Origin of the sequence: Pedobacter cryoconitis (assembly GCF_014200605.1) — a bacterium.
Classification (GTDB): Bacteria; Bacteroidota; Bacteroidia; order Sphingobacteriales; family Sphingobacteriaceae; genus Pedobacter; species Pedobacter cryoconitis_B.
On record NZ_JACHCE010000004.1, the window covers coordinates 468,848 to 494,732 of the forward strand.

The window sequence follows — 25,885 nt, forward strand, 5'->3', positions numbered from 1 at the left end:
GCCAGAATAAATTCAGGCCATTATTGTATTATTGATTTATAATTAAGTTTAATCGCTTATTATTATCAATTAGTAATCAGCGGATTCGCATTCAGCTCAAGCTGAGGAATATTAAACAAATAATAAGGACTATTCGGTTTAAATGCCGTTTTATCAGGAAACCTCAAAGTAGTATGCTGTTCTGCCTGTACCGTTTTAGTCTTTCCATCAGGAGTAACAATGGTGACCAGCTTAGGCTGCCCTTTGTCATCTACATAAGCAGAACGCTGTACAGAAGCCTGAGTCCTTAAAATATCAGAAAGTGAGAAACCCTCCCCCCATAATTCCTTTCTTCTTTCTATCAGGATCGCATTAATAACATCATCTGCAGTTTTTCCGGCAAGCACAAACTGGTCAGCTCTTCTGGCCGTACGTAACTCATTTAAATACTGAACCGCCTTACTCAAATCAGAATTTCTTGCAAATCCTTCCGCTTGTATCAGAACCATTTCTGCCGAACGCATCAGTACAATATCCCCAGTCTGATCCTGACGCATTTTAAACTTCGCATAACGCAGAAAGCCTTCTCTGCCAGGCCATCCATCCCAGGCAAACAATTGGGTACGGATATCATTATCATCAAATAAAGATTTAAAATTCGGGTCGGCCATAAAACTATAATAGCCAGATGCTTCAGAACTTACATCCAGGTATTGAAAAGTATAACTGGCATTGCTTTGATTCGGGGTCTGGCCCTGTCCCCAGATCCACTCGTTATTCTTCAAATCATTAAAACCTAAATAATAATCTGCCGGGGCCATAAAAGTATAGTTTGCCCTCGCTTCTCCTGCTTTTTGTGCAGCAAGATCCCATTTGCCCATATTCAGATAAGTTCTGGCTTGTAAACCATGCACCACATCAATATTGATTTTATATTTAGCAGTCCTGGAATATTTAGCCAATAGAGTTTCTGCCTGCGTTAAATCGGCTGTAATTAATTTATACACATCTTCCAGGCTAGACTTTGCTTTACCATTTGTCGAAGCCACGGTTGGTTCAGTATAGATAGGTACCGCTTTTGCCTGTGGATCTTTCAGATAAGTAAACTGATAATAAGTAGCCAGGTTCAAATAGCTATTCGCACGTAAAGCATAAGCCTGTCCTTTAACCTGCGCTTTTTTATCCGCCGATCCGCTTGCTGCATCAGTCTTGGCAATAATATTATTGCAGTTATCAATTACCTTATATAAGATAGTCCATACCGCTTCTAAACGGCTTTGATTATTAGCTCCGTTAAAAGCATAAGCATCTGCATAGCCATATTTATTGGGGTTCACTGCAATATCATTTCCCATTGCATCACTGGTTCTTAATATCGTCGTATAACCGGGATTTGCATAAGTGAAAAATTGTTCATGCATATAAGCCCAGGTACCATTTAAAACAGCTTCTATATTGGCTACATCCGTATAAATTGCAGATTCTGGTACGTCCCTGGAAGATGATGTCGTCAGCTCTTTCTTACACCCGGTAAAGGACAAAAGTAAAGTACCAACTAGTATTGAAGTAATTATCCTGATATTCATATTGAAATAATTAGAGGTCATTGTTAAAAAGTCACGTTAATTCCTGCAGAAACAGTACGCATTGCAGGGTATCTGAAATAAGTTGATCCGCTGATTGTCTGCTCAGGGTCCATTCCTTTATGTCCATAAAAAGTAAGCAGGTTTTCACCAGTCAGCGTAACCCTCAGGTTTTGAACACCCAGTCTGCCTGATACTTTTTTCGGCAGATTATAGCCAAGCGTTACCGTTTTTAATCTTGCATAAGTTGCGCTGTACAACTGACGGGTAGAGGTTTGAGTCCAGCCCAGGTTATCTGTAGTTAATCGTGGTACATCTGTATTTGGATTTTCAGGCGTCCAGTGATTTAACATTTCTTCTGACCAGGTTCCTCCGGTACGGTTACCATTATGCAATAATGAAGCGTAGTCACGATCTAATACCTTACCACCTAAACTGTAAGCCAGCATAGCCGATAGTTCGAACTGCTTATAATTGAAAGTATTCGTTATCCCTCCCAGTACATCCGGCAGAGAAGTACCTTCCAGATAAAATGACGCCTGGGTATAATCATTCGTTTTAACTTTTTCTCCTTTACCATTGTCCTTATACCATAAAGGGTCTCCATTTGCAGGATCTACTCCAGCCCATTCTTTGATATAAAAATCATTAATAGAACCACCAACCCTTAATAATTTTGTGCCTGCAATCTGATTATTCTGTGGTAAATCTGTAATCTTGTTTTTGTAATGCGTTGCATTGATACTGAAAGTCCATTTAAAATCAGTGGTCAGTACAGGAACTGCATTAAGCTGTATTTCTATCCCCGTATTTTTCAAGGCACCAATATTGGCATCAATAGATTTGAAACCAGTTGAAAGTGCTTTAGGCAAACTAAACAGCAGGTTTTTGGAAGCTCTGTTGAAATACTCTACCGAACCGGAGATACGGTCTTTTAAGATGCCGAAATCTACCCCAATATTCAGGTTAAGATTCGTTTCCCATTTTAAATCGGGCGTAGCCAAACGTTTAGTTACTAATCCGTTTTCTCCAAGATTGTTATAAATTGAATATAAACCATCATAAGCATAAAAAGTACCGATATCATCATTTCCCTGCGCACCATAACTCGCTCTGAAAGTCAGGTTATTTAACCAGACAGAATTACTCAGGAATTCTTCTTTAGAAGCTCTCCATGAACCACCCAGCGACCAGAATGTCCCCCATCTTGTTTCCGGAGAAAATCTTGATGAACCATCTGTGCGTAAAGATCCTGAGAAAAAGTATTTACTTTTATAATCATACTCTGCTCTTCCAAAAAAACTCAATAACCTGTAATTATCAGCAAATCCATTGAAATCATTCAGCTGAGCTGCTGCATCCGGTTCATATAGATTTGGCAATACAAATCCCTGACGGCTTCCGGATATCTGTCTGACATTATCACTATAAAACTCCTGGCCTGCCAGCAAGTTCAGATGATGGTCTTCATGGATAGTTTTTTCATATGTAAAGATATTATTCCAGGTAAAGGAATATTCACGGTTATTATTTCTTGAAACTGAACCTCTGATCGGTGCATTTTCCCCTAACAAAGGATTGGTGTAAAAATTCCTGTTGATATTCTTATAATCGCCGCTATAAGAAGTTTTAAACTTCAGCCCCGGCAGCATACTGGCTTCCAGGAAAGTCCTGATCGATGCATTATCCGTTAAGATCTCATTTCTATCCAGATCAGTTGTCGCTGCGAGATTAGATCTCGGCATCGCTGAACTTGGTCTGTAATTACCAAAATCAAATGCTTTATTACCCTTTTCATCAAATATAAATGAGCCATCAGGATTACGCTGATACACCGGATAGAAACTTGGTATAGACCTGGAAACCAGGATAATATTCGCTGTATTGCTATCCTCAGACTGCGGGTAATCCTGTTTAGTATTAGAAGCCGAGAGGTTTAAACCTGCTTTAAGCCATTTTTTTGCCTGCGTCGTTAAGTTTACCCTTGCATTATATCTTTTAAAACCAGAGCCAATCGCTATACCTTTATCATTCAGGTAACCACCAGAAATAAAGTACTGGCTTTTCTCACTACCACCGCTAAAATTCAGGTCTGCCTGCGTGCGGCTTGCATTTCTTTCTAAAACATCACGCCATTGATCATCCCATAAAGGTGCAGCACCAGGAACAATTTTACCATCCAGCCCTACGGGCTCAGGATAATTTGCCCCATAAGGATTAATCCCTAAAGCTTTAGTTATCCTGCTGCTTGCACTTGTTCTGGCCTGTGCATCAGTTAAACCATTAGTCAGTTGTTTATTTCTTAAAGCGAGCCAGTAACTTTCAAAATACTGGTCCGTATTCATTTGCTTATAATCCTTCACCGCACGGTTTGAAACCCCACGGCTAAAGCTGGCATTAATCCTTGTTCCATCAGAGGACCTGCCGGTTTTGGTGGTGATAATAATCACCCCGTTTGCTCCTCTTGATCCGTATAAAGCGCTTGAAGATGCATCTTTAAGCACACTTATAGATGCAATATCACTTACATTAATAGAATTAATATCTCCCTGAAAAGGCGCACCATCCACCACATACAAAGGGGCACTCGACGCATTGATAGATCCAATACCCCTTATCCTGATCGTAGCCTGAGTACCTGGCTGTCCACTTGCCGAAGCAACCTGTATACCAGGAGCCAGTCCCTGTAAAGCCTTACTAATATTGGAGACCTGTCTGTTTTCTAATTGTTCTCCTTTGATCTGAGATAAGGAACCCACAAAACCTGATCGTTTTACAGTACCGTAAGCCACAACCAGGACTTCGTTCAGTTCGCCCGGTGTACTTATCAAAATTACATTCATCAAACCATCAGCAGCAGGAATTTCCCTGGTTTCATAGCCAAGATAAGAGAAAACCAGGATCTCATTGACAGAAACCCCGGAGATCATAAATCTTCCGTCTCCATCTGTAATCGTGCCTTTATCTTTTCCTTTAACACGTACTGTGGCCCCTATAACCGGCAAACCAGACTCATCAATCACCCTGCCTCTGTAAACAACAGGATCTGCATTCATGGCTGCGAAATTAGGCGTACGCAGCTCTTTGCGCTTAATAATAACTGTTTTTTCTTCAATGGTATAAGTTAACGGCAAGCCTTCTAAACAGACATTCAAGGCTTCTTCGAGCGTTACATTACTCACTTTGATATTAATCCTTTTATCCTGCTGAATAAGGTTCGCATTAAAAATAAAATCATAACCCGTTTGGTGGCGGATTTCTTTAAAAACCTTCTCTATTAAAACGTTTTTTTCATTCAGTGAAACTTTTTGCGCATAACCTGCGGCACTCACCTGCATAAAGGTGGCGATTAATATGATGATGGTCAGTCTCATATAGAGGAGAATATTACGGGCAGGAGAAAGCCCCACACCATTTTTCTTGGTATATATTTTATACATTTGTTTAGGTCGGTTTCACGATTTGCCTTTATGTTTCGAAGCTTCGGCATTTCGCGGGTTAATTATTATTTTTTTAATTATCAGACTTAAACCAGGAGTTTCCAGCTTCTGGTTTTTTTGTAAACACTATTTAGTCACCACTACCCTCCTTCCCTGAACTTTAAAATGAACTTCCCCTGTTAACTCCATCACTTTCAGTATAGAAACAATACTTTTCTGACGGGATATCCACCCATGTAAGGTCACATCCTGCGGAGCAGAATGATCATAAACAACCTCTACATTATACCATCTTGCCAGCTGACGCATAGCACCGCGAAAATCATTTTGTCCTAAATTGAAATCCCCGTTTTTCCAGGCTATGGCATTATCCGTATCTACATTAAGTATGCTGATCTTCTCTGTTACAGCGGACTCCTGGCCGGGTTTTAGAATTTCATAGTTATTATTAACCGTAACTTTGATTGATCCTTCCAGTAAAGTTGTTTTGATAGCAGGCTCATCACCATAACTATTGATATTAAAATGCGTTCCCAGAACCTCAGCAACCTGTTTGCCCGTCACAATGATAAAAGGCCTGGACCGGTCATGGGCTACCTCAAAATAAGCCTCTCCGGTTAAGGTTACACGACGTGTTTTAAGCCCCGAAAAAGTGGATGGATAAGTTAATTTAGAAGCAGCATTTAACCATACTTTAGTACCATCTGGTAAATTTAACTGCCACTGTCCGCCCTGCGGTGTTTCAATTGTATTTGGGACAGAAGCAACGTCTCCGTTCTTTTTATCATCTGCACGGTAAACCAATTGCCCGTCTCTGGTTTTAGTAATCACTGTCCCCTGCTGCTCAATGACATTACCATTGACGGCATCGTCAAGTGCAATCCGGCTTCCATTTCCAAGGGTTAGAAAAGCTTTGTTTTTTCCGGATGGAACATCATTCACATAAATACTATGCCCGGTAGCTGCCACAGGCGATAAACGTAAATAGAAAAATAAAATCAGCGAAGCTGCCAGCAGAATTGATGCAGCTGCAATATATTTAAGGACAGAAAATCTTTTGACGGGCCGTGCTGCTAATTTTGCTTCCAGCCGGGTCCATACCAAAGCCAGATCTTCTGCTGTTTCCTCTTCGCTCAGTCCGGGAATATCACTGCCATCTTCTTTCAGGAACCAGGCTTCCAGTATAGCTTCTTCTGCAGGTGTACATTGGCCAGCAACATATTTATTTAAAAGCGTCCTAAGTTCTTTTTCATTCATATTTTTCCAGCTATAAATTGAATAGGTTTAGCCACTATACAAGATACAGCCCAAAAAGGCTTAGGGGGTAAAAAAGATATAAATTAAATTCTGAAAGCCAGAAGCAAAAATAGCAGGATAAACATATCCAGCTTAACCCTCAATATTTTCAAGGCATGCTGTATATGTTTTCTCACCGTTTGTTCAGATAAATCAAGTTTTTCGGCAATTTCACGGTGGCTGAAACTTTCATTTCTGGAGAGTTTAAAAACAGCCTGCATTTTTTTAGGTAATACAGCAATTTCTTTATCAATAATCAGGCGAAGCTCCCTTTCCCTCAGCGCGTGGTCGGTGACATATTCACCCTGATCAATAAGCTGCTGCACAGAAGCGATGTAAGTTGAAACTATCCGTTGATGAGAAAGTAAATTGAATATTCTATTGCGTACTGCAGCATAAAGAAAAGGGCCCAGATTAGCTGAATAAGAAAGAGTTTCCCTTTTAGTCCATAGATTGGAGAACACTTCGTGGATGATATCTTTCGCATCATCTCTGTCCTTTGTCCATTTATAAGCATGTCTGTGCAATAAGGATTTATACCGCTCATAAATTTCAGTAAAAGCCAGCCGATCACCAGACCTGAGCAAAGCCGCCAGCTCAGTATCTGTTAATTTGCTGTAATCTGAAAATTCATAGAAACCCATACGCTAATTCCGACGCTGAATCCAAATATATCTATTATTTCAACAAAATTTCATATAAAACAAATAGTGAGATTAATTCATGTAACCGTGCGATATTTAAGCAAACACTGCTTAAATATCGCCAACTTACATTCATTTGTAATATTTGATAATCCTGCCCTGTAAATCACATTCCATTTTTATATTTGAGAATTATTTCCATTCTTATGAGTTCAGATAAATTATTACAGCAAATTGCTTTCATCCACGAAATCGATAAACTTAAATATATACAGCGCAAAACCCGTCTTTTTAATAGTGACAGAAGAGAAAATGATGCAGAACATAGCTGGCATCTTGCTATGATGTCGCTTATCCTTGCAGAACACGCTAATGAGCCGGTAGATACTTTAAAAGTTTTAAAAATGCTGCTGATCCATGATGTGGTAGAGATTGATTCGGGTGATGTCTTTTTATACGACACCATTGTAAACCACGACAATACCATTGCAGAGCGTAAAGCAGCAGAAAGGATCTTTGGTTTACTACCTGAAGAACAGGCAAAAGAATTTATTGCAATCTGGGAAGAATTTGAAACCGGTGATACTGCAGAAGCCAGATTTGCCCGTTCCATGGACAGGTTTGAACCTATCTTACAAAACGTATCTAACCAGGGGGGCACCTGGACAGAATATGATGTCCCTTATGATACAGTGATGCAGAAAACCAGCAAAATCCAGCATGGTTCTAAAGTAATATGGGATTTCACAGAAACCCTGATCGATGACAGCGTAGAAAAAGGATATATCAGAAAAACAGACGATCAGTAAAATTTCAGGAGCAATAAAATTTCAGGTACGCCCGAAATTTTATTTCTTATTTTCTGCTGACCATATACAGTTTATCTTCACTGATTAAAAATGCGCCTTCAACCCGGGACCTGAATCTTTCCGGGACTTCTGAATACTTAAGGAGATAGGCACCTGAAAAATCATCATCCTGCGAAAACAAGACTGCCCCACTCGAAACTGCCGCTACAAATTTCAACACTTCTTTGTTGTAAACTAAATTGTAAAAACCTCTGCCGCTCCAAAAATAACAGACACTGCCGCCCGTAGGGCTGCCCCATCCACGCAGCGGATTAAAGCAATGGGAGTTAAACTCATCTTTGGAGAAATGAGCTATGTATATTGGTTTTGATTGGTTTAGCCAGGGCTGAAAAGGTAAAATCTGATCTTTAAGCAAAAGACCGTTTTTAGCAAGATCTGCACTATCTTTTTTCGTCTGGGTATCAGATAAAATTTTGCCTTTTTTATTAAAAGTGATATAATGGCTCTGTCCACGGTACTTTTCGTTTTGAGGCCCTCCGGATTTTGTTTCAACCTTAAACACATCCTGTACAGTATCTAAATAAACATTTCCCTCATAAGTCACATAATTTACTGGCAGTTGCGATGCCGTACCAATAGATAAGCTTGAAGAATCAACCACATTGGTATTCCCATTCTTTGACTGGATAAATCCAGGTAAAGGAACTCTTTTAAGTTCGTAGTTTGCAGAAGAAGCCCCCTGATCAAGGCTTTTATAGGACCTGGTATAAAAAAGACTAGCGAGGTTATTAGCTGCTACAATTAAAAAAGGAATGACAATAATTACGGCAAGGCCGATGAGTATTTTCGTTCTTCTTCTCATGAAGAGCTAAAATTGAGATAAGAGGAAATCTTCACTATCCGGCTTCCCATAAGCGTCAGCTTCTGTTAAATGGCCATCCTGTCCGCTTACCCTGGTCAGTTTCTTTCCCTGTCTGAAGACTAATTGTAAACCATGCTCCTGATCCCAGTCACAGGCACAGGCAACCTGAACATAAAGATCTTCCTGCTCATACAACCTTCTGGTCACATAGATTTCTGTAGGCTGTACAAATTTCCAGACCTCACTTTCGCTGGTGATCGCCCTTAGTTCATCATCTGCCTCATCAGGTTCCATTGCTTCCAGAAAATCCATACAGTTTTTATAGACAAGGTGTGTTACAGCGTCCCTGTCCTGAGTAGTCAGTGCTAAAAAATGCTGTAATGCTTCATCAGCTTCTGCTAAAAAAGTTTCATCATGTTCACGGTCGTAATCTGTAAAACTGATACCTACCTTTTCCTGATCAAAAAATGGAATGGCAACTTCTTCCCCTATCCACCAGTCCGGAAGGCTGTCATCTTCAGTTAAAGTACCAATTACCTTTGATATGATCTTTTCTCCCATTTCCTTTTTTTTCGAAAAATTAAGCATTTTTATTAAGAAATCCATCATTTGAATTAATTGAAGCGAAATCAGTATTTACAGACAGGTTCAGCACTTCAACCGCAGCCCCCCCTCTATTTAAGTACAAAAAAAACCGGAAAACAGGCAAAACAAGACAACATGAATTGATGATTACAGGCTAATACAAAAAAGCCCGCCGTTTTAGGGCAGGCTATTTTGCTGTAAATATTATTTTTTGCTTTCAGTATATAAAGCTTTACCGTCTTTGGATATTCCAAATTCCCAAAGACCATTTTTCTTTTCTAAGAAAGAGGTACTGCCAGGAGTAGTACTTGCATAAGAAGTTTCTGATTTCCGGGTTAAAATAAAATTACCTTCTTTAGCAAAAACCTCAGCCTGCTTTTTGTCATCAGCAATCACAACTCCAGCAATCATGCTCCCTTTAGGGTCAGATAGTTTTAAGGGTAATTCAAATACGCGGATACAAGCCTTTTTAATTGTACTCCAGGTATAACCGGCAGAGGCTTTGCAACCATGCGCATCAGCATCTCCGCCAACCATAGCTACAGGAGCTGCTGCCGAAGAGGAAAATTGTGCTAATACATCTTTTGTATTTTTACCTGCACCGGTCTCTCCCTTATAATTTACATTATCTATTTTCCATTTTTTACCATTTTTGAGCAGTACCACATCATCTTTCCAGGTGATATTATTCTGATCTTTGTTTTTAAATTCTACCGAAGCAATAGCTTTATCCCCTTCTATTCTAATATCCCCAATCTTAAAACCTGTATAACCCTGACTTAAACTGGTAAAAATATCACCCTCAATCACAGCTGGTTTTTCAGTTGATCTGGAGTTTCTGATTTTTTCAGCAGATTCGGCCTCTTTAGCAAGGGCCTTATCAATCAGGGCCGACAAGGAGTCCGAAAGCAATCCCTTATCAGCACTTACATATTTACCACTATAATGTTTGTAAAATGAGTCAACTACCCCAGTGACTGCATTGTTTTTAGAATTGCTGCAGCCAAAAAAAATTGTGACAGCAATCAGAGACGATAATAGAATTTTAATTTTCATAAATTTATATTTGGTTTTAGGTGAAGAGCCTTATCCAATATAAGAAAATACCTGTAAAAAACCATATATAATCTCCTTAAAATTAACGGTTTAGCAACTGAACAATGACAAGTTATTCCATATTTCCAGAATAAATCGTTTTTCCGTCCTTTAACTCTCCAAGTCTCCAGACGTTATTTCTTTTCTCCAGAAATACACCTCCTTCAACAGCTTCAGTTTCGTAAGCTGTCAAAGATTTCTTATTCAATACCCAGCTTGTTTTTTGTGTAAATACTTCCGCCTTTTTCTGATCATCTGAAAAGATAACACTGGCAATTGAAGTTCTGTCCATACTTCTTAATTTGAAAGGTAATTCAAAAACGCGGATACATCCCTTTTTGATATTACTCCATTGGTATTGACTGCCAGCAGACAAGCGGCAACGCTGATCATCAGCATCGGTACGGACCAGGGTAATAGGGGTCAGAAATTGTGCTAAAACATCTTTGGTACTTTTTCCTACAGCACGTTCCCCTTTATAACGAACATTATCAATTTTCCATTCCCCATTTTCTTTGATCAGTTCTATTTCGTCTTTCCAGGTTTCCAGACCCAATTTATTATTGGTAAATTCTACCATTACCGCAGCCCTATTATCATTAATTTTAGTCTTCCCTATTTCATAAGAAGTAAAACTTTCGGACAGGCTGGTAAAGATATCCCCTTCAATCATGGCGGGTTTATCTGTAGATCTGATAGCTTTCAGCTCTTTAGCAGATTTGACCTCTTCTGCAATTGCTTTATCGACCAGAGCTGATAAAGAGGCAGATAGCAATTTTTTATCCACGTCTTCGAACGGCCCTTTATGCTTGACATAAAAAGCATTAATTACTTTGTTAATCTCATTATTTTTGAAAGGATTACAACTGAACAAGAGCGCTGTTACAATCAATGATAACAGGATTTTTAATTTCATATAGCTTAATTATTTTTTTTGAATGATTTAAACAGTTTTAATAATGTTATAAACGCCTTTAAGGCCAGATACCCCTATTTAGGACAGGAAATATTTTACATTTGTATCGATTATGAAAAGAAATATTTATCTCCTTTTACTTTTGGTTAGTTTACCGTTCATCAGCCAGGCTCACGGTTATTGGTTTGACATTAAAGGCTCAGGAAAAGCGAATCAGCCTGTTCAGATTCAAATTTGTTTTGGAGAAATAGACGAATACAACATACGTCACCGCGAAACCGGGCCGGAACTGATACAATTGGGCGATTTCAAAATCACTGTAATTGATGCGCATGGCAAAAAAACAAGTATACAGATACACCCTAAAGCAGATTGCTGGGAAGGGACATTTATACCTAAAGAAAAGGGTGTTTACCAGATTCTGGGGATCAATGAGACGCTTCCTGTAGTAGACCGCTCTAAGACTGGTGGAAAAAATGTCCGCCCTATCGATTATTTATGTGCAGCTTACCAGGTAGAACAGAGCGGATATATCTCCGGTCCCGTACAGTTTTTAGATATAGTGACCTCAAAAAGAGAAAAACTGGTCGTTGTCAAAGCTTTCAATAACGGTCATCCGGCAAGCAGCACCACCAAATTACGGGTTTTCAATCCTGAAAACTGGGAAAAATCACTGGAAATTGATGAACACGGAGAGGCTGTTTTTATGCCAGCAATGAAAGGTTTATATATTATCAGAGAGGATTTCACTGTACCGGTGACAGGTACTTATCAGGGTTTACCTTACACAAGTATCCGCCACCGCTGCAATTACAGTTTATTAGTCAATTAAATTAGAACCTTACAGTCAGGTTAGCCAGATAACGGGCAGGGCTCTGAGGCGTTAAGCGTACAGACCATGCCTTTTCGCTGGTTAGGTTATCCACTTTAACACCAATTCTAAAACGGCGCTGATCATAGAAAACAGTCGCGTCAAACATGGTATATGCAGGGATAATTACCTTAGAAGTGGTTGTATTTGTCTGAAAAGAAGAACTTCCTGCATTTCCGCCAAAGCCAGCACCAAAACCTTTGAGCTGTCCATGCTGGAATTTATAGCTCAACCAGAAATTAACCATTTTGTCAGGACCAGATAAAGCTGGTCTTAAACCCTCAACCGAAGGTGCTGCGTCAATAAACTTACTGTCATTATACGCATAACCCGCTATAATGTTGAAACCTGGAAATGGATTGGCAGTCAGTTCAAATTCAACCCCTCTGCTTTTTTGATTTCCATCCTGGATCTGATAACCAGCATTAGCCACATCATCACGGGTCATATTTTTTACTTTAATATCGTAGTAGCTAATGGTACCGACTAATTTATGATCAAAAATATCTGCCTTAATCCCTGTTTCAAATTGATTGGCCTCTTCTGGTTTGAAAACATTCCCGTTCACATCAGCACCGGATTTATTGGTAAAGGAGTTCATATAACTTCCAAAAAGAGACACTCTGTCTTTAATCAATTGATAAACCAAACCCAATTTAGGAGACAGCGCGGTTTGGCCATAGGCACCTTTATTGACATCCGTAACTTTATTAGTTACACCGTCAGCCTGATAACGGTCCAGACGAAGACTTAACATCGCTAAAAGTCTTTCACTAACATTGAATACGTTAGATGCATAAACCGCATAGCTATTATCAGCATTGGATTCATTTCTGACTACAGTCGATTTTGGGTTGAAAGCCAGATCGTCAATAGTTTTTCTGCTGATCCCTGAATCAGCTCCAGGATTTACAAAATTAACTTTTGGCCCGGTTACATGTACGCGGTCAAAAACATTGGTATTGTTATAAAAATCAAGCCCGATAACTACGCGGTTCCGGTGAGAACCGATTTTAAAATCACCCGTAAAATTCTGCTGAAGATCAGTCGCAGTAAATGCAGTATATCCTCTCATCACCAATGGGCTTAGTTCTGTATCAGATACGCCGTTTAAGGCAGAAATATATCCTCTGATAATTGTGCTTGCTCTGGACATTACGGTTTGTGAAGTCCAGTTTTCGGACATCTTATAATTAAACTGTGCAAATACGTTCACCATTTGCGTCCGGTAAGCCAGGTCATTGCTTCCAAACAATTTATCATAAGGGAAGCCCATATCCCTGATATTCTGAATTTTGACACTTCCGTCCTTAGCTGTATTCTTTGTATATGGATTAAAACGCACTACAGAAGTACCTTCAGCTTTTCCATATTCCACATCAAACAACATAGAAAGTTTATCGGTAATCTGGTAAGAGAAACTTGGTGCAATACTTAAGCTTTTTGTAAATCCGGCATCCTGAAAACTGTTTTCATAGGTACCTGCCCCGTTTAAACGGAACAATACAGTTTTATCTGCATTTAAAGGTGTATTGATGTCAAAAGCCATACGTTTATAATCCCAGCTTCCGCCAAATAAAGAAACTTCACCACCAACCCCGTTATAAGGTTTCTTGGTTACCCGGTTAAACAAACCGCCATAACTCGATAAGTTAGTTCCAAATAAGGTTGCAGAAGGGCCTTTAATGGCCTCTATACGTTCCAGATTTGCAGGATCGATAGCCGTATAGGCAAAACCAGCAACCCCATTTCTTACCATAGGCTCTGTTTCAAAACCCCGGGAACGGAAGGTTACCCTTCCCTGGTTGGCCAGCATAGGGATACCTGAACCTGAAACGTTTTTAGCAATACTGCCTAAATCAACTGCCAGCTGTTCCTGAATCAGTTCTTTAGGAACAGAAATATAAACCTGTGGATTTTCCAGGTTTTTTAGCGGAAGGCGCGCAATATAGACACTCTCCTTTTTAGAGAATTTATTGGCAGTACCGCCAATACTCACTTCCTGTAAAGCCTGAACATTTTCTTTAGCAAGCTGATAATTGGAATGAGCGGTCTGTCCGGCAATCACAGTTACAGACAAATCTTTTTGAGCGGCTCCAAGCATTTGAACCCTGATGGTATAATTTCCCGGGGTTACTTTTTTAAAGGTATAATTACCATGATCATCGGTCAGGGTATTTTTATGCAGTTCTACCAGTGAAACTGAAACCGATCCGGCTGGCTGACCATCAACTAAAGCGACTTTTCCGTCAATATTTCCCGTTGTTTGGGCAAAACTGGTATAAAAACCTGATAACAGCAAAGTAGTAAATAAAAATTTCATCAAATAATGTGTGTGTTGGTGTGAATATTACACCGGCAAATATAGAGCTTTATTTATATTAAGTCTAAATAGAAGACGGATAATCTCTCTCTTTGTAGTCAAAAAAATTGAGTCCCGATTCTTGTAATTTCAGCCCGGTATTTTGTGAATTGGGTCGTTCCAAAACAAATCCAGCACCCTATATTCTGATCTTTGTCACATTCAAATAATGAAAAGGAGATTTATACCATGACCCTAAAAGCGAAAACAACATCCTCGGTAAGAAAAATATATGACCTGATCAAATTAGCACCTGTTATATTGATCGTTCTGATTGCACTGTTATCCTGCGGATTGATATTTTTATAGAATCCGCAAGATAAACTGATTTATCAATTGGAATAGGATTACGATTTGTAAATGACATTTATATAAATCTATACCCCTATTTTTGTCTAAATGTCTACTTCAGGTTACAGATCTTTCAGGTTATATGGATATCCTAGTTTTGGGTTAATCCTGATCCTGCTATTTTTCCTGATTAATCCCTACGAAAGATCAATTCACAGCTGGAGACAATTCTCTTTCCTGGATTTCATTTTTGTAGATGTCCTGCTGACGATGTCTTATGCTGCCCTATTATTTGAAACCGGCATACAACTAACTTTAAGGCTCAATAAAAGACTCCCCTGGGAAAGGAAAATCATGACCAGGTTTGTGGTCCAGTTTCTTTTGCATATTTCACTGATCTCGATCACCCTGATCCCCATTTTCCAGATCGAACTGCCCAGTAAGTTCGCTGCCGATCAGCTTTTATTCCGGCAGATTATTATTTTTAGTTTCATCTTTTCTTTACTGGCTACTGCGGTATTTGCCGCTGAACATTTTTTCCATAAATGGAAAGACAACCAGTTAGAAACCTCGGTGATGAGACAACATGCCACACAAGCACAGCTGGATGCATTAAAGCTTCAGTTAGATCCGCATTTTTTGTTCAATAATTTAAGCACCCTTGCCTCTCTTATTCCCGACAATCCGGCGCTGTCCGTTGATTATGTAATCAAATTATCTTCTATTTACCGCTATATGCTGACCAACCGGCCACAGAATATCATTTCTATCAAAGCCGAGCTGGAATTTATCAATGCCTACCTATTTTTATATCAGACCCGTTATGGTAAAGCGATACGGATTAAGATCTCAGATATTGAAGAATTAAGTACTAAAGGCATTGCCCCTTTAACACTACAGTTACTTATCGAAAATGCAATTAAACATAATTCCTTCTCCGCTGAATCACCTTTAACAATTGACATCTTCTCAAAAGATAAGAAATGGCTCATTGTAAAAAACAATAAATCCCTTAAACTGACCAGGGACCCTGGTTCACAGTTAGGATTGAAAAATATCAGGGAACGATACCTGCTTTTAGGTGACGGGGAACCTGTAATAAATAATCAGGACGACTACTTTGAAGTAAAAATACCGTTATTACTATTAAATAGTAATAACCACTGACCATTATTGACCATACAAAATCAGATATGCTTAGCGTTTTAATAATAGAAGATGAAATCCCGAATGCATTAAGGTTAAAAGAAATGCTGCTCAAACTGGATAATACGATAGAAATTATCGGACAATTACAGACCATCAGGGCCAGTATGCAATGGCTCAATGAAAATAAACATCCTGATTTGATCTGTATGGATATCCGTTTAACGGACGGATTAAGTTTTGAGCTTTTTAATCAGCTTGAAATCCAGTCGCAGGTTATCTTTATTACCGCTTATGATGAATATGCACTCCGGGCTTTTGAAGTCAATGGTATTGACTATCTGTTAAAACCACTGGAAGCTGCCAAATTGGAGAACAGTATCCGTAAGGTTAAAAATATGATCGGCAAGGCTGATCATTCCGGGATGCAGGAAATTCTCCAGAAGATAGAAATCAAAGAAAATGTTTACCGTTCCCGTTTTCTGGTCTCCTACCGTGATATGTTTGTGCCTGTAATCACCGCTGATATTGCTTATTTCACCTCAGAAAATAAAAAGAATTACCTGACTACACATCAGGGACAGCGTTATATGATTGAACAGACGCTCGAAGAACTTGAACATGAATTAAATCCACAGGATTTTTTCAGGATCAGCCGTCAGTATATTGTTTCGGTCAGGTCTATTCACAAAATTTATCAGTCTTTTAATGGCAAATTGAAAATAGAACTGATCCCTGCAAATGAGGATAGTATTTTAGTAAGCCGTGACCGTTCGGCAGGTTTAAAAAAGTGGCTGAACAGTTCTTTTTAAAGACCGCTTAAGCGGCGGTCTCATTGACAGATTAAAATATTTATTTAGATCATTGCTTAAACATTTAGCGTAAATTGCCTGTGCATGGACTCTAATGACGTAAAAATATCCCGCAAAAAACCAATTTTTCCGGTTACTCCTGAACTCCAGAAGTACCTGAGGACTTATCAGCGCGATTCAAAACTTCCTATTACCTATAACGATTTGTTAGTCTTTAACGAAGCTTATCCGATTATGGATAAATATGGAAAAGATTCACTTTGGGAAGGCCCTATTTATCCTGCAGACCAGATTGAACACTTACATAACGGGTTAAAAGTTATTTATGCCAATTTAAAGGCATCGGGTAACCTGCGCATTGTTCAGCATAAGTATATCGAAAAAATTGAATACTGCACTTTCGGGAATACACATCCCTTCCGGATCAAAATTGTGAACCGCTTAAATGATGTATATGATTATTTCTATGTTAAAAAGGCAGATGCGTCAAGGATTTACGGTTTAGAGCTGGAAGAGATTCTGTCTCCAAATCAGGTGAATTACTTAGTGGATGGGGAAACGCTTATTGAAGAACATGTTGCCGGAATTCCGGGAGACGTTTTTGCAAAAATGTATCTGCATAATCCGGAGTATAATCCAACAAGGATCGCCAAAGAATTTGTAAAGTTTAATGAACGTTGCCTGGTCATGTTATTAGGCGATATGAGAGCTTATAATTTTGTGGTACAGATTACCCCCGACTTTGACGACATCCAGTTCAGGATCAGGGCTATCGACTTTGATCAGCAATTTTATGAAGGAAATATCAAAGTATATCTCGCCCAGTTTTTCAAAGAGAACCTTCCTTATGTAAAAATGTGTATGGAGCAGTTGACTGATAAAACTTATCTGCAATATCAGCAGGAAGAAAAATCGTCTATATTACACCGTGTCCGTAGTGAACGTCATCGCCTCGCTGATTTACGCGACGTATCAAATACAGAAATCCTAACCACACCCGAAAATATAAAAACACTGATTCAAGGCATGTCTGAACATTTTGCAGATCTGAATTATCTGGAATGCAAGACTATGACAGACATTGTAGAACTGAATATCAAGAATATTATCAGACAGGTCAAACTATAAAATATAGCTTTCAAATTAAACTATGGTATTACAATCCGGCACTGTCTTATGGGTATTTGACTATGAATTTCCCGAATTCACTCTTTTAGAGAAAATTGGAATGCTGTTTTCGGGGGTTAATCCATTACATAAACATTCAGGTACGGTCTATCTCACGCAGGATCAGCTTCGTTTAGCCGCGCAGGACGATGAATTAATTATTCCGCTGAGGGATATTACCCAGCTTTATATGGGTTTTGACGAAATCTATAAAGTAACCTATGTTAAAAGCATGGGTACTTTCTGGCAGCCTGTCAGAATAGTTTATGACCAGGGCAATGAAACTAAAACAGTATACCTGGTCATTGATCTGAATTATTTATCATCCGGTAACAACCAGTGGTTCGGCATGCTTAAAGAAATGCTTTCTTAATTTAAATACTGGCTTATTTCAATTAGCAGCCGGGTCCAGCACCAGTTTACTCCAGCCGCCTTCGCCTGTATTTTTCAGTTCTTTTTTCCGCTCTTCCAGGATTTTCTGCATTTTACTATTATAAGCCCAGCAGGTACTTTGCCTGATCAGCAATATATCTGAAAGTTTATGAGAAGAGATTTTTCCTTTGGTAGAATAGACCAGGAAAAGCATATAAAAAGCCTTATTAATCGGGATCTTGCTATTCTGAAAAATCGTGTATGCAATGACAGATTCATCATAACCACATTTGGTACATCTCCTGCTATAAGGTAAAAAACCAGCCAGAAAGGTTGTATTTGTACACTTACGACAAGTATATCCCTTTGCCCATTTCAACTCGGAAAGATATTTAAAACAGGTTTCCCGGTCAGGATAAATCTTACTGAATTCAGCAAAATCTACTTCGTAAGACATTACCCTTGCTTTGGTCACTTTCTCAATGTCCACATGCAATTCCCTATTGTTCTTTTGCAACCTTGCATTCATTGAAGAAATTTCTTCATTCTGCTTTTCAATAATCGCCGCTTTTGACCTGACTTCCCTGGTACGCTCATCTACCAAAGTACTCAGTTCATTGTTCAGGGTATCTTTTAAGGTCCTTACACTTTCGCCGATTGCGAAAGAAACCAGGATCATTTCAAACACAAAACAGAAACTTAAACTGTAATAACTGACCGGCCCATAGGGCATCCAGCTCACCCCCAGCAACAACAGGATCTTGATGAGAAATCCGGCAACCAGAAAACTATAACCGATCACAAAAAAGGTAGCAGGCCGGTAACCGTCCCTTAAAACCTTAATCCCAGTCACATAAGCGGCTAGTAATGGAATAAATTCTACCAGTTTATAATTGAAAAGATGAGTATTGAAAATGCAGACTACAAAAAACAGGCTGCGCAAGACAATAATGGTCAGGATTAATTTGTAGAATTCTGGTGCTTTTGTTTTTACCTGCAGAAAACTCAGTGTGAACATCAGCCCAAAAAAACTGCTCAGATATAAGGCTAAACCGATGCCATATTCATTCCATAAAGGCGAATCCGGCCAGAGGTATTGAAAAGCTATTCCATCAATACTCATTTCATACAGACCGATACTCAGGTTATACAGGACATAATAGAGATACTGCATTTGTCTGACCGCAAAAAACATCAGTAAATTATACAGGCTAAACACGATAACCATTCCGTAGAACAGGCCAAAAAACAGGTATTCGTTTAATGCATAACTTACAAACCAGCGAATATCCCGCAGCACGATAATCGCAGTTATAGATTGCGGGGATTTTATCCTCAGATAATAGGTCAGTTCCGCATCCGAAGAGTTTTTCAGTTCATAAATGAAATTCTTATGCTGATATTCCCTTTTCCTGAAAGGATAAGCCGTACCGGAATGATAGACATGATAGCTATTTTGATTATCAGGGACATATAAGCTGAAATTATTGATAGACTGATCAAAAAATTCAAGAATCCAGTTCTTCTCTGAGGCTGCTGAATGTTTGATCTTAAATTTATACCAGTAAGCAGAGCCGGGATGATAATTTTTGGGAGTATACTTCTTATTGACAAGAAATTCTGAATTGACAGCCGGCTTCAGAATATCAGACAGTGAGAGCTTACTGGTTTTATCTTCCAGATACTCAATTTCCCCATACGAGAAAATATAATGGGGTATTTTATCATTAATTGCCACAACTTTTTGGGCAAAAGTCAACCTGGAGGTTAGCATTAAAAAAAGGCACACAACCATAAGGATTCTAACCAAATGGCCGATCAGAGAGTTAAAAACAAGTTTAGTCATTAAAAATTGTACAGATGTTGATCACAGGATTATTAAATATAATCAATTGCAATGAACAATTTAATAACCAAATGACTGGCCCGGCAAATAGTTACCGGACCAGACAGGAGCATTAGTTGATTTTATTTACCTTCAAATTATCGTAATAGATATAATCTGTAGTATTTGTTTTCCATTCGTCCTGGCTTCCGCCTCTGAAAGTATGGAAAGTAAGTTTATTGATTAACCTCTGGCTATCATTGGTTGTCCAGCGGATATCATTGTCCAATATCGTTGTACCGTCTATAATAATCTGGGCACGTCCGTTCGTATTAGAACCTGTATTACTTTTAACATACATGTGTACATGATACCAAACCCCTTTTTGAAGTGATCCGCTGGCGGGGAACCTTTTGGTATAAGTATCGCCAAATTTAGTTGGCTGATCTTTATGATAAACATAAGGCTGGAAAAACACTCTGTCTGCACTTGGGGAATACCACATCAATCTCAGGGTACCACCATTACCGTCCCATCCCGGGTCACCTCCGGTATTACCTTCGCCAATGGCAAAACCAAAACCAATCTTTCCGCCACGGCCAAAATTGAAATTACTATGGAATTTTACATCAAAATCAAGTTCATAGGCAGAACCCTGATTCAGATTGGTATTGCTCACCATCCCCCCTGCTGCCGAAAGCGCATTTGGTAATAAAGTAATTCTTAAGCCATTTGCATCTTTACCGTTTGTGATATAAGCCCTTGAATCCTGCCAGCCCGAAACATTCCCGAAATCGGCAGAAGCTTGTGAATTGGTATAGGCAGATCCGTTTGTTCTATTTTCCCAGTTCAGGTTTAAAGATGAATTTACAGCACTTACTTCTGTTTTTGAGGTTTCCTTGTCAGGAGTGCCTGCTGATTGCTGATTTACGTCTTTTTTACAAGATGTACCGAACAATACTGCTAATAATAACATAGCAGCCATTAACTGTCTGTTGTTAGTGTTTTTTCTCATTGGATAAATATTTGGTTGGCATAAATTTAAAGGAGTTTTATTGACATAAACAAGTTAAAAACAACACAATTAACTGTATATCAAATGATTAAACAAAAACTGATACGCTTTAAATCATAGATTTTATATCATGACCGCCATATATGCTATGCTCAAACCAGTTTGACTGTCTTTTGGCTTTAAGGCCGATACGCTTACACCACAAAGAAATATTTATTCTTTTTTTTATATCGTTTTTTCATTTCTCAGAAAGAATAAAAAATAGCAGGGCCTGTTTCTGATTTTTTAATATATTCGGCCTCTATATACCTTAAAAACCATATTAAATCGATTCAATGGCTCAAATATCAATTCACAGCCAGGGGAAATAATCAGGGTAAATTCAAGCATCACCTGCCAATAAACATCTATACTATATTTTATGAAAACAATTACAAACGTTTATCTGCTGGCATCACTATGCCTGCTATTTAGCTGTGCAAAACAAAAACTTAATGCGCAGTCCGACAACCAGCAGAACACTAAACTGGTACAATCCTCACCTGCTGGCGATGTAGTCGGTAAAATTACTGTTGGTTACCAGGGCTGGTTTGCCTGTATCGGAGATGGCTCACCTATTAATGCCTGGTGGCATTGGGCACCAAATGCTTCACAGCAGCCCTCTTCGGGCAATAATGGAATTAAATCCTGGCCGGATATGCGGGAATATACTTCATCTTATCAAACAGGGTTCTCTAATCTTGGTAATGGTCAGCAGGCCAGACTGTTTTCTTCTTACAGCGACCAGACCATTGATATCCATTTCAAGTGGATGGAACAAAATGGCATAGATGCAGCAGCTTTACAGCGTTTCAACCCTAATGGCTGGGAAGGCCCGATAAGAGACGCGGTAACCAGCAAAGTAAAAATTGCTGCCGAGGCGCATAACCGTAAGTTTTATATCATGTATGATGTAAGTGGCTGGGCAAATATGCAGCCGGAAATCAAAGCTGACTGGACTTCGAAAATGTCGGCTTATACGTCTTCACCGGCATATGCCAAACAGAACGGTAAGCCAGTAGTCTGCATCTGGGGTTTTGGATTCGATGACAATAATCATCCCTGGTCTGCAGATGTATGTCTGGATGTAATTAACTGGTTTAAAGCAAAAGGCTGTTATGTAATTGGCGGGGTACCTACGCATTGGCGTGATGGGAACAGCGATTCAAGACCAAATTTCCTGCAGGCTTATAAAGCTTTAAATATGATTTCGCCCTGGATGGTTGGCCGGATAGGTAATGTGAACGATGCTGATAATTTTTATAGCAATGTCAATGTACCTGATCAGGCTTTTTGTAATGCAAATGGAATTGATTATCAGCCCTGCGTATTACCTGGTGATTTACAAGAGAGACAACGTGCACATGGTGACTTTATGTGGCGCCAGTTTTACAATATGATCAAGGCGGGCTGTCAGGGTATATATATATCTATGTTTGATGAATATAATGAGGGCAATCAGATTGCTAAAACTGCCGAAAACACAAGTATGGTCCCTTCAGGAGCTGGTTTTCTGGCGCTGGACGAAGATGGGGTAAAATGTTCTGCTGACTATTACCTGAGGTTAACCAATGATGGAGGTAAAATGTTAAAGGGACAGATCCCGCTGACAGCTGTCAGACCTACCGAGCCTGTAATTGGCGGAGGCACTATTGGCGGAATCCCTTTTGACCAGACTGTGAGCTTAAAAGGTTCCAATAATCTTTTTGTAAGCACAGGTGGCAGTATACAGAATATGTTTTGTAACCGCAGCGCGGCAGCAGGAACAGAACGTTTTATTGTTGTTAATGCAGGAAATGGAAAAGTTGCCCTGAAAAATGGCGATAAATATGTGTCTTCTGAGAATGGTGCATTACCAATTAGCTGCAGCCGTACTGCTATAGGGATCTGGGAACAGTTTGACTGGGTTAAAAACAGCAATGGAACGATATCACTGCGCGGGAATAATGGAAAGTTTATTTCCACAGAAAACGGTACACAGGCTATGACTTGTAACCGCGACTCTGCAGGGATCTGGGAACAGTTCAACTTTAACTAATTATAGGTCTTAATTAAAGCAGAAGCCCCCGGATTTAAACAATCCGGGGGCTTCTGCTTTAGTGCGTTTATAGTTTTTAATAATTTTTATGGAGCCTTAAATTATAGACATCGTCCCAGGTAATATATGGATAGAGGTTGTATTTCCTGGCCTGTACTTCAAATAGGGCTTTCAGCTCTTCCAGTTTTTCCGGATACTTTTTAGCCAGATTGATCCTTTCATTGAAATCTTCATTCAGGTTATATAATTCCCAAACGTTTTCGGTATAATTTTTAGCAAGGCCTTCTTTATTATTTGCTACATCGATCAGATCAGGATGATAAGGTAGTGCTGCTTTCCAGCCATTGCTATAAATCGATCTTGCGCCAAAGATATAATAATGCTGAATGGTATGTCTTGACGGAGCTTTTGCGTTATCAAAAGAGTAGACCAGCGAAGTTCCCTGGATAGAATCCTGTTTAATCCCCCTGATATATTCAGGAGCTTTAATTCCGGTATACTCCAAAGTAGTCGGTAAAAGATCGATCACGTGACCATATTGTGTACGGATGCCTCCTTTATCTTTAATCCCTTTAGGATAATAAACAATTAAAGGGTTGCGTGTTCCTCCCTCAGAATCAGCATCTTGCTTCCATTGCTTAAAGGGAGTGTTTAAGGCCTGTGCCCAACCTAAAGGATAATTGCCCTGAATTGCATCCGGAGTTCCTATTTCACTGATTACCTCTGTATTGTGTTTTAATGATTCCTGTAAACTCAGTTTTGCAGAAGCAGCTCTTTGCAAATCAATGGTACCATTTATGGTTCCTTCTTTACTTGCCCCATTATCACCAATAATCACAAATACAACCGTATTCTCCAGTTGTCTGATATCTTTCAGGTGTTGAATCAACCGGCCAACCTCATGATCGGTATAGGTAAGATAACCTGCGTAGACTTCCATAAAACGGGTATATAATTTCCGCTCCTGATCAGTTAGTTTATTCCATGCCCTGATATTTGGGTTACGTTCCGGCAGTACTGCATTGGCGGGGATAATGCCCAGTTTCTTTTGTCTGCTAAATACTTCTTCTCTGAATACATCCCAGCCTTTATCAAATTTCCCTTTATATAAATCACTCCACTGTGCAGCTACCTGATGAGGGGAATGTGTAGCGCCCGGTGCATAATATAAAAAGAATGGCTTACCTGAATTTGCTTTTTGCTGTCTGTCAATAAAACTGATTGCTTTATCTGTGATCTGCTCATTCAAATGTCTGCCATCGGGTTTAACATGTGCATTATCCTCTACTAAATCTGGTTTATACTGATCTGTTGCCGAACCTAAGAAACCAAAGAAATGGTCAAAGCCTTTTCCCAAAGGCCACCTGTCAAAAGGGCCTGCATCTGTAGCATCTTCATCGGGTGTTAAACCGTACTTTCCAACAGCAAAAGTATTGTAACCACTTTCACGGAGGATCTCTGCAATAGTTCCTTTATCGGAAGGGATTCTGCCATCATAGCCTGGAAAACCAGCAGACATAACAATATGCGAAAAGCCCCCCTCATGTACTGAGTGACTATTCCGGCCTGTCAACAGTGCAGAACGTGTGGGTGCACAAATTGCCGTGGTATGGAAATTAGTATACTTTAAACCTTCATTGGCCAGGGTATCAAAAGTGGGCGTACTGATCACACCGCCTAAAGTACTTGTGGCACCAAAACCGACATCATCGAGCAATACCCAAAGGACGTTCGGCGCCCCTTTTGGTGCAGTGACCGGTTTAGTCCAGGACTCTTTTGATTCTGCCAGGGTTTTGCCGATTACCCCTTTAAAAGGTTCTTGCTGCTGCGTAATATTTTGTGAATAGCCAGCAGTATAGCTTAACCCTGCCATGAACGTCATCAACGCAATAATATGTTTTCTATTCATGTCCTTTTCTATTGATCAATGTTTCTAATTCAGCAGCAGATGATAATCCGGCTTTTTTCCATATTTGTTTGCCACCCTGATAAAGTACAAGGGTTGGCAATTGATTAATTTTCAAATCTTTTAATAATTCTGTATTGTCATAGGCTTCAATCCTGATAATTTTAGCTTTCAAATCCTGTTTCTTTTCTAAGGAATCCAGTACAGGGATCAACTGTTTACAAGCGCCGCAATATCTTGAACCAAAATCAACAAGCACCAAATCTGAAGATCCCGTTAAAGTATTAAACTGGGCGGAAGACAAGGCTAACCCTTTTTTAGTGTTGCTGATAATCGGATAACCCGATCCGATCCAATTGGCAATGCCACCCGGCAATACATTGACTTCTTTAAATCCTTTAGCCCTCAATTCTTTTGCAACGGTAACACTGCGTCCGTTTGCTATAGAATAAATAAAAACAGGTTTTTCTTTAGCCAGTTCTGCAATCTGTTTTGCATAGCCTGCAGATGCAGGGTCAATATTGATCGCCCCTTTGATATGGTTTTGGATAAACTCTTCGTGCGTGCGGGCATCGATGAGCTGTGCACTTGCTTTTTTAACACTGAATGCAAATTCTGCAAGCGTTAAAAAGGATTCTTTAGCAGCAGTCTGCTCCTTTGGCCGGGAAGAAGCTGGCCCATTTGTCTTTGATAGTGCCGTATGAGCTCCGGAAGAAGCTAACCCATTAGCTTTTGCCAGTGCCTGGTGGTTTTCTCCGGGACTTTGCTGTGCCTTAACCGTTCCGGCTGCCGAAACGAGTAACATTAAAATAAAGTGTTTAATCTGTTTCAT

The 25,885-nt window shown here is 39.4% G+C and carries 20 protein-coding genes; 7 read left to right on the forward strand and 13 right to left on the reverse strand.

The window, feature by feature from the left end; all coding sequences use genetic code 11:
• Positions 1 to 65 precede the first annotated feature (65 nt).
• From HDE68_RS15275 to HDE68_RS15290, 4 genes are all read right to left on the reverse strand, one after another.
• Positions 66 to 1,565 carry a RagB/SusD family nutrient uptake outer membrane protein gene (locus HDE68_RS15275; RefSeq protein WP_183883076.1) on the reverse strand — a complete coding sequence of 500 codons (1,500 nt, stop codon included), beginning with the start codon at positions 1,563 to 1,565 and terminating at the stop codon, positions 66 to 68.
• A gap of 23 nt (positions 1,566 to 1,588) precedes the next feature.
• Positions 1,589 to 5,002 (reverse strand): TonB-dependent receptor, encoded by a 3,414-nt coding sequence (locus tag HDE68_RS15280; RefSeq protein WP_183883077.1) that lies wholly within the window; start codon positions 5,000 to 5,002, stop codon positions 1,589 to 1,591.
• A gap of 126 nt (positions 5,003 to 5,128) precedes the next feature.
• On the reverse strand, positions 5,129 to 6,259 hold the full coding sequence (locus HDE68_RS15285; RefSeq protein ID WP_183883078.1) for a FecR family protein: 1,131 nt from the start codon (positions 6,257 to 6,259) through the stop codon (positions 5,129 to 5,131).
• An 83-nt stretch (positions 6,260 to 6,342) separates the two neighbouring features.
• Complete coding sequence (locus HDE68_RS15290) at positions 6,343 to 6,942, reverse strand: RNA polymerase sigma factor (RefSeq protein WP_183883079.1); 600 nt, start codon at positions 6,940 to 6,942, stop codon at positions 6,343 to 6,345.
• Positions 6,943 to 7,148: 206 nt separating this feature from the next.
• On the opposite strand from HDE68_RS15290, the gene HDE68_RS15295 reads away from it, so the two are divergent.
• Positions 7,149 to 7,751, forward strand: a complete 603-nt coding sequence (locus HDE68_RS15295) for an HD domain-containing protein (RefSeq protein ID WP_183883080.1) — start codon at positions 7,149 to 7,151, stop codon at positions 7,749 to 7,751.
• 46 nt (positions 7,752 to 7,797) lie between these two features.
• Here the strand turns inward: HDE68_RS15295 and HDE68_RS15300 are convergent, their stop codons facing one another.
• The 4 genes from HDE68_RS15300 to HDE68_RS15315 form a co-directional block, all read right to left on the reverse strand.
• Positions 7,798 to 8,613, reverse strand: coding sequence for a hypothetical protein (locus tag HDE68_RS15300; RefSeq protein ID WP_183883081.1), 816 nt, complete (start codon positions 8,611 to 8,613; stop codon positions 7,798 to 7,800).
• 6 nt (positions 8,614 to 8,619) lie between these two features.
• Positions 8,620 to 9,174, reverse strand: coding sequence for a DUF6985 domain-containing protein (locus HDE68_RS15305; RefSeq protein WP_183883082.1), 555 nt, complete (start codon positions 9,172 to 9,174; stop codon positions 8,620 to 8,622).
• Between the two features lie 228 nt (positions 9,175 to 9,402).
• Positions 9,403 to 10,254 carry a DUF3828 domain-containing protein gene (locus tag HDE68_RS15310; RefSeq protein ID WP_183883083.1) on the reverse strand — a complete coding sequence of 284 codons (852 nt, stop codon included), beginning with the start codon at positions 10,252 to 10,254 and terminating at the stop codon, positions 9,403 to 9,405.
• 112 nt (positions 10,255 to 10,366) lie between these two features.
• Complete coding sequence (locus HDE68_RS15315; RefSeq protein ID WP_183883084.1) at positions 10,367 to 11,209, reverse strand: DUF3828 domain-containing protein; 843 nt, start codon at positions 11,207 to 11,209, stop codon at positions 10,367 to 10,369.
• 112 nt (positions 11,210 to 11,321) lie between these two features.
• Here HDE68_RS15315 and HDE68_RS15320 point away from each other — a divergent pair, with 112 nt between their 5' ends.
• Positions 11,322 to 12,041: a hypothetical protein gene (locus HDE68_RS15320; protein ID WP_183883085.1), complete on the forward strand. Its 720-nt coding sequence runs from the start codon at positions 11,322 to 11,324 to the stop codon at positions 12,039 to 12,041.
• 1 nt (position 12,042) lies between these two features.
• Here the strand turns inward: HDE68_RS15320 and HDE68_RS15325 are convergent, their stop codons facing one another.
• On the reverse strand, positions 12,043 to 14,403 hold the full coding sequence (locus HDE68_RS15325) for a TonB-dependent receptor (protein WP_183883086.1): 2,361 nt from the start codon (positions 14,401 to 14,403) through the stop codon (positions 12,043 to 12,045).
• Positions 14,404 to 14,841: 438 nt separating this feature from the next.
• Between HDE68_RS15325 and HDE68_RS15330 the strand changes: the two genes are divergently transcribed.
• The 4 genes from HDE68_RS15330 (at position 14,842) to HDE68_RS15345 (ending at position 18,231) form a co-directional block, all read left to right on the forward strand.
• Positions 14,842 to 15,900, forward strand: a complete 1,059-nt coding sequence (locus tag HDE68_RS15330) for a sensor histidine kinase (RefSeq protein ID WP_183883087.1) — start codon at positions 14,842 to 14,844, stop codon at positions 15,898 to 15,900.
• A 26-nt stretch (positions 15,901 to 15,926) separates the two neighbouring features.
• Entirely contained in the window at positions 15,927 to 16,691 is a 765-nt protein-coding gene (locus tag HDE68_RS15335) for a LytR/AlgR family response regulator transcription factor (protein WP_183883088.1), read from the forward strand.
• An 84-nt stretch (positions 16,692 to 16,775) separates the two neighbouring features.
• The gene (locus HDE68_RS15340) at positions 16,776 to 17,819 is read left to right on the forward strand and encodes a hypothetical protein (protein ID WP_183883089.1); all 1,044 of its coding nucleotides are present in this window, start codon (positions 16,776 to 16,778) and stop codon (positions 17,817 to 17,819) included.
• A gap of 22 nt (positions 17,820 to 17,841) precedes the next feature.
• Entirely contained in the window at positions 17,842 to 18,231 is a 390-nt protein-coding gene (locus HDE68_RS15345) for a hypothetical protein (protein WP_183883090.1), read from the forward strand.
• Positions 18,232 to 18,249: 18 nt separating this feature from the next.
• On the opposite strand, the gene HDE68_RS15350 is transcribed toward HDE68_RS15345, so the two are convergent.
• On the reverse strand, positions 18,250 to 19,989 hold the full coding sequence (locus tag HDE68_RS15350; RefSeq protein ID WP_260171775.1) for a 7TM diverse intracellular signaling domain-containing protein: 1,740 nt from the start codon (positions 19,987 to 19,989) through the stop codon (positions 18,250 to 18,252).
• A gap of 199 nt (positions 19,990 to 20,188) precedes the next feature.
• Entirely contained in the window at positions 20,189 to 21,070 is an 882-nt protein-coding gene (locus HDE68_RS15355; RefSeq protein ID WP_183883092.1) for a polysaccharide lyase, read from the reverse strand.
• A gap of 421 nt (positions 21,071 to 21,491) precedes the next feature.
• On the opposite strand from HDE68_RS15355, the gene HDE68_RS15360 reads away from it, so the two are divergent.
• On the forward strand, positions 21,492 to 23,147 hold the full coding sequence (locus HDE68_RS15360; RefSeq protein ID WP_183883093.1) for a lectin: 1,656 nt from the start codon (positions 21,492 to 21,494) through the stop codon (positions 23,145 to 23,147).
• A gap of 76 nt (positions 23,148 to 23,223) precedes the next feature.
• Here HDE68_RS15360 and HDE68_RS15365 read toward each other — a convergent pair whose 3' ends face one another.
• The gene (locus HDE68_RS15365) at positions 23,224 to 25,020 is read right to left on the reverse strand and encodes an arylsulfatase (RefSeq protein ID WP_411267939.1); all 1,797 of its coding nucleotides are present in this window, start codon (positions 25,018 to 25,020) and stop codon (positions 23,224 to 23,226) included.
• Positions 25,021 to 25,048: 28 nt separating this feature from the next.
• Positions 25,049 to 25,885 carry a thioredoxin domain-containing protein gene (locus HDE68_RS15370; RefSeq protein ID WP_260171776.1) on the reverse strand — a complete coding sequence of 279 codons (837 nt, stop codon included), beginning with the start codon at positions 25,883 to 25,885 and terminating at the stop codon, positions 25,049 to 25,051.

Bases quoted from the DNA above. Each gene is read 5' to 3' on its own strand.
- HDE68_RS15305 (WP_183883082.1), bottom strand. From the start codon at position 9,174: ATGGGAGAAAAGATCATATCAAAGGTAATTGGTACTTTAACTGAAGAT.
- HDE68_RS15290 (WP_183883079.1), bottom strand. From the start codon at position 6,942: ATGGGTTTCTATGAATTTTCAGATTACAGCAAATTAACAGATACTGAG.
- HDE68_RS15315 (WP_183883084.1), bottom strand. From the start codon at position 11,209: ATGAAATTAAAAATCCTGTTATCATTGATTGTAACAGCGCTCTTGTTC.
- HDE68_RS15320 (WP_183883085.1), top strand. From the start codon at position 11,322: ATGAAAAGAAATATTTATCTCCTTTTACTTTTGGTTAGTTTACCGTTC.
- HDE68_RS15310 (WP_183883083.1), bottom strand. From the start codon at position 10,254: ATGAAAATTAAAATTCTATTATCGTCTCTGATTGCTGTCACAATTTTT.
- HDE68_RS15355 (WP_183883092.1), bottom strand. From the start codon at position 21,070: ATGAGAAAAAACACTAACAACAGACAGTTAATGGCTGCTATGTTATTA.
- HDE68_RS15275 (WP_183883076.1), bottom strand. From the start codon at position 1,565: ATGAATATCAGGATAATTACTTCAATACTAGTTGGTACTTTACTTTTG.
- HDE68_RS15345 (WP_183883090.1), top strand. From the start codon at position 17,842: ATGGTATTACAATCCGGCACTGTCTTATGGGTATTTGACTATGAATTT.
- HDE68_RS15295 (WP_183883080.1), top strand. From the start codon at position 7,149: ATGAGTTCAGATAAATTATTACAGCAAATTGCTTTCATCCACGAAATC.
- HDE68_RS15325 (WP_183883086.1), bottom strand. From the start codon at position 14,403: ATGAAATTTTTATTTACTACTTTGCTGTTATCAGGTTTTTATACCAGT.
- HDE68_RS15340 (WP_183883089.1), top strand. From the start codon at position 16,776: ATGGACTCTAATGACGTAAAAATATCCCGCAAAAAACCAATTTTTCCG.
- HDE68_RS15335 (WP_183883088.1), top strand. From the start codon at position 15,927: ATGCTTAGCGTTTTAATAATAGAAGATGAAATCCCGAATGCATTAAGG.
- HDE68_RS15360 (WP_183883093.1), top strand. From the start codon at position 21,492: ATGAAAACAATTACAAACGTTTATCTGCTGGCATCACTATGCCTGCTA.
- HDE68_RS15365 (WP_411267939.1), bottom strand. From the start codon at position 25,020: ATGGCAGGGTTAAGCTATACTGCTGGCTATTCACAAAATATTACGCAG.
- HDE68_RS15370 (WP_260171776.1), bottom strand. From the start codon at position 25,885: ATGAAACAGATTAAACACTTTATTTTAATGTTACTCGTTTCGGCAGCC.
- HDE68_RS15285 (WP_183883078.1), bottom strand. From the start codon at position 6,259: ATGAATGAAAAAGAACTTAGGACGCTTTTAAATAAATATGTTGCTGGC.
- HDE68_RS15280 (WP_183883077.1), bottom strand. From the start codon at position 5,002: ATGTATAAAATATATACCAAGAAAAATGGTGTGGGGCTTTCTCCTGCC.
- HDE68_RS15300 (WP_183883081.1), bottom strand. From the start codon at position 8,613: ATGAGAAGAAGAACGAAAATACTCATCGGCCTTGCCGTAATTATTGTC.
- HDE68_RS15330 (WP_183883087.1), top strand. From the start codon at position 14,842: ATGTCTACTTCAGGTTACAGATCTTTCAGGTTATATGGATATCCTAGT.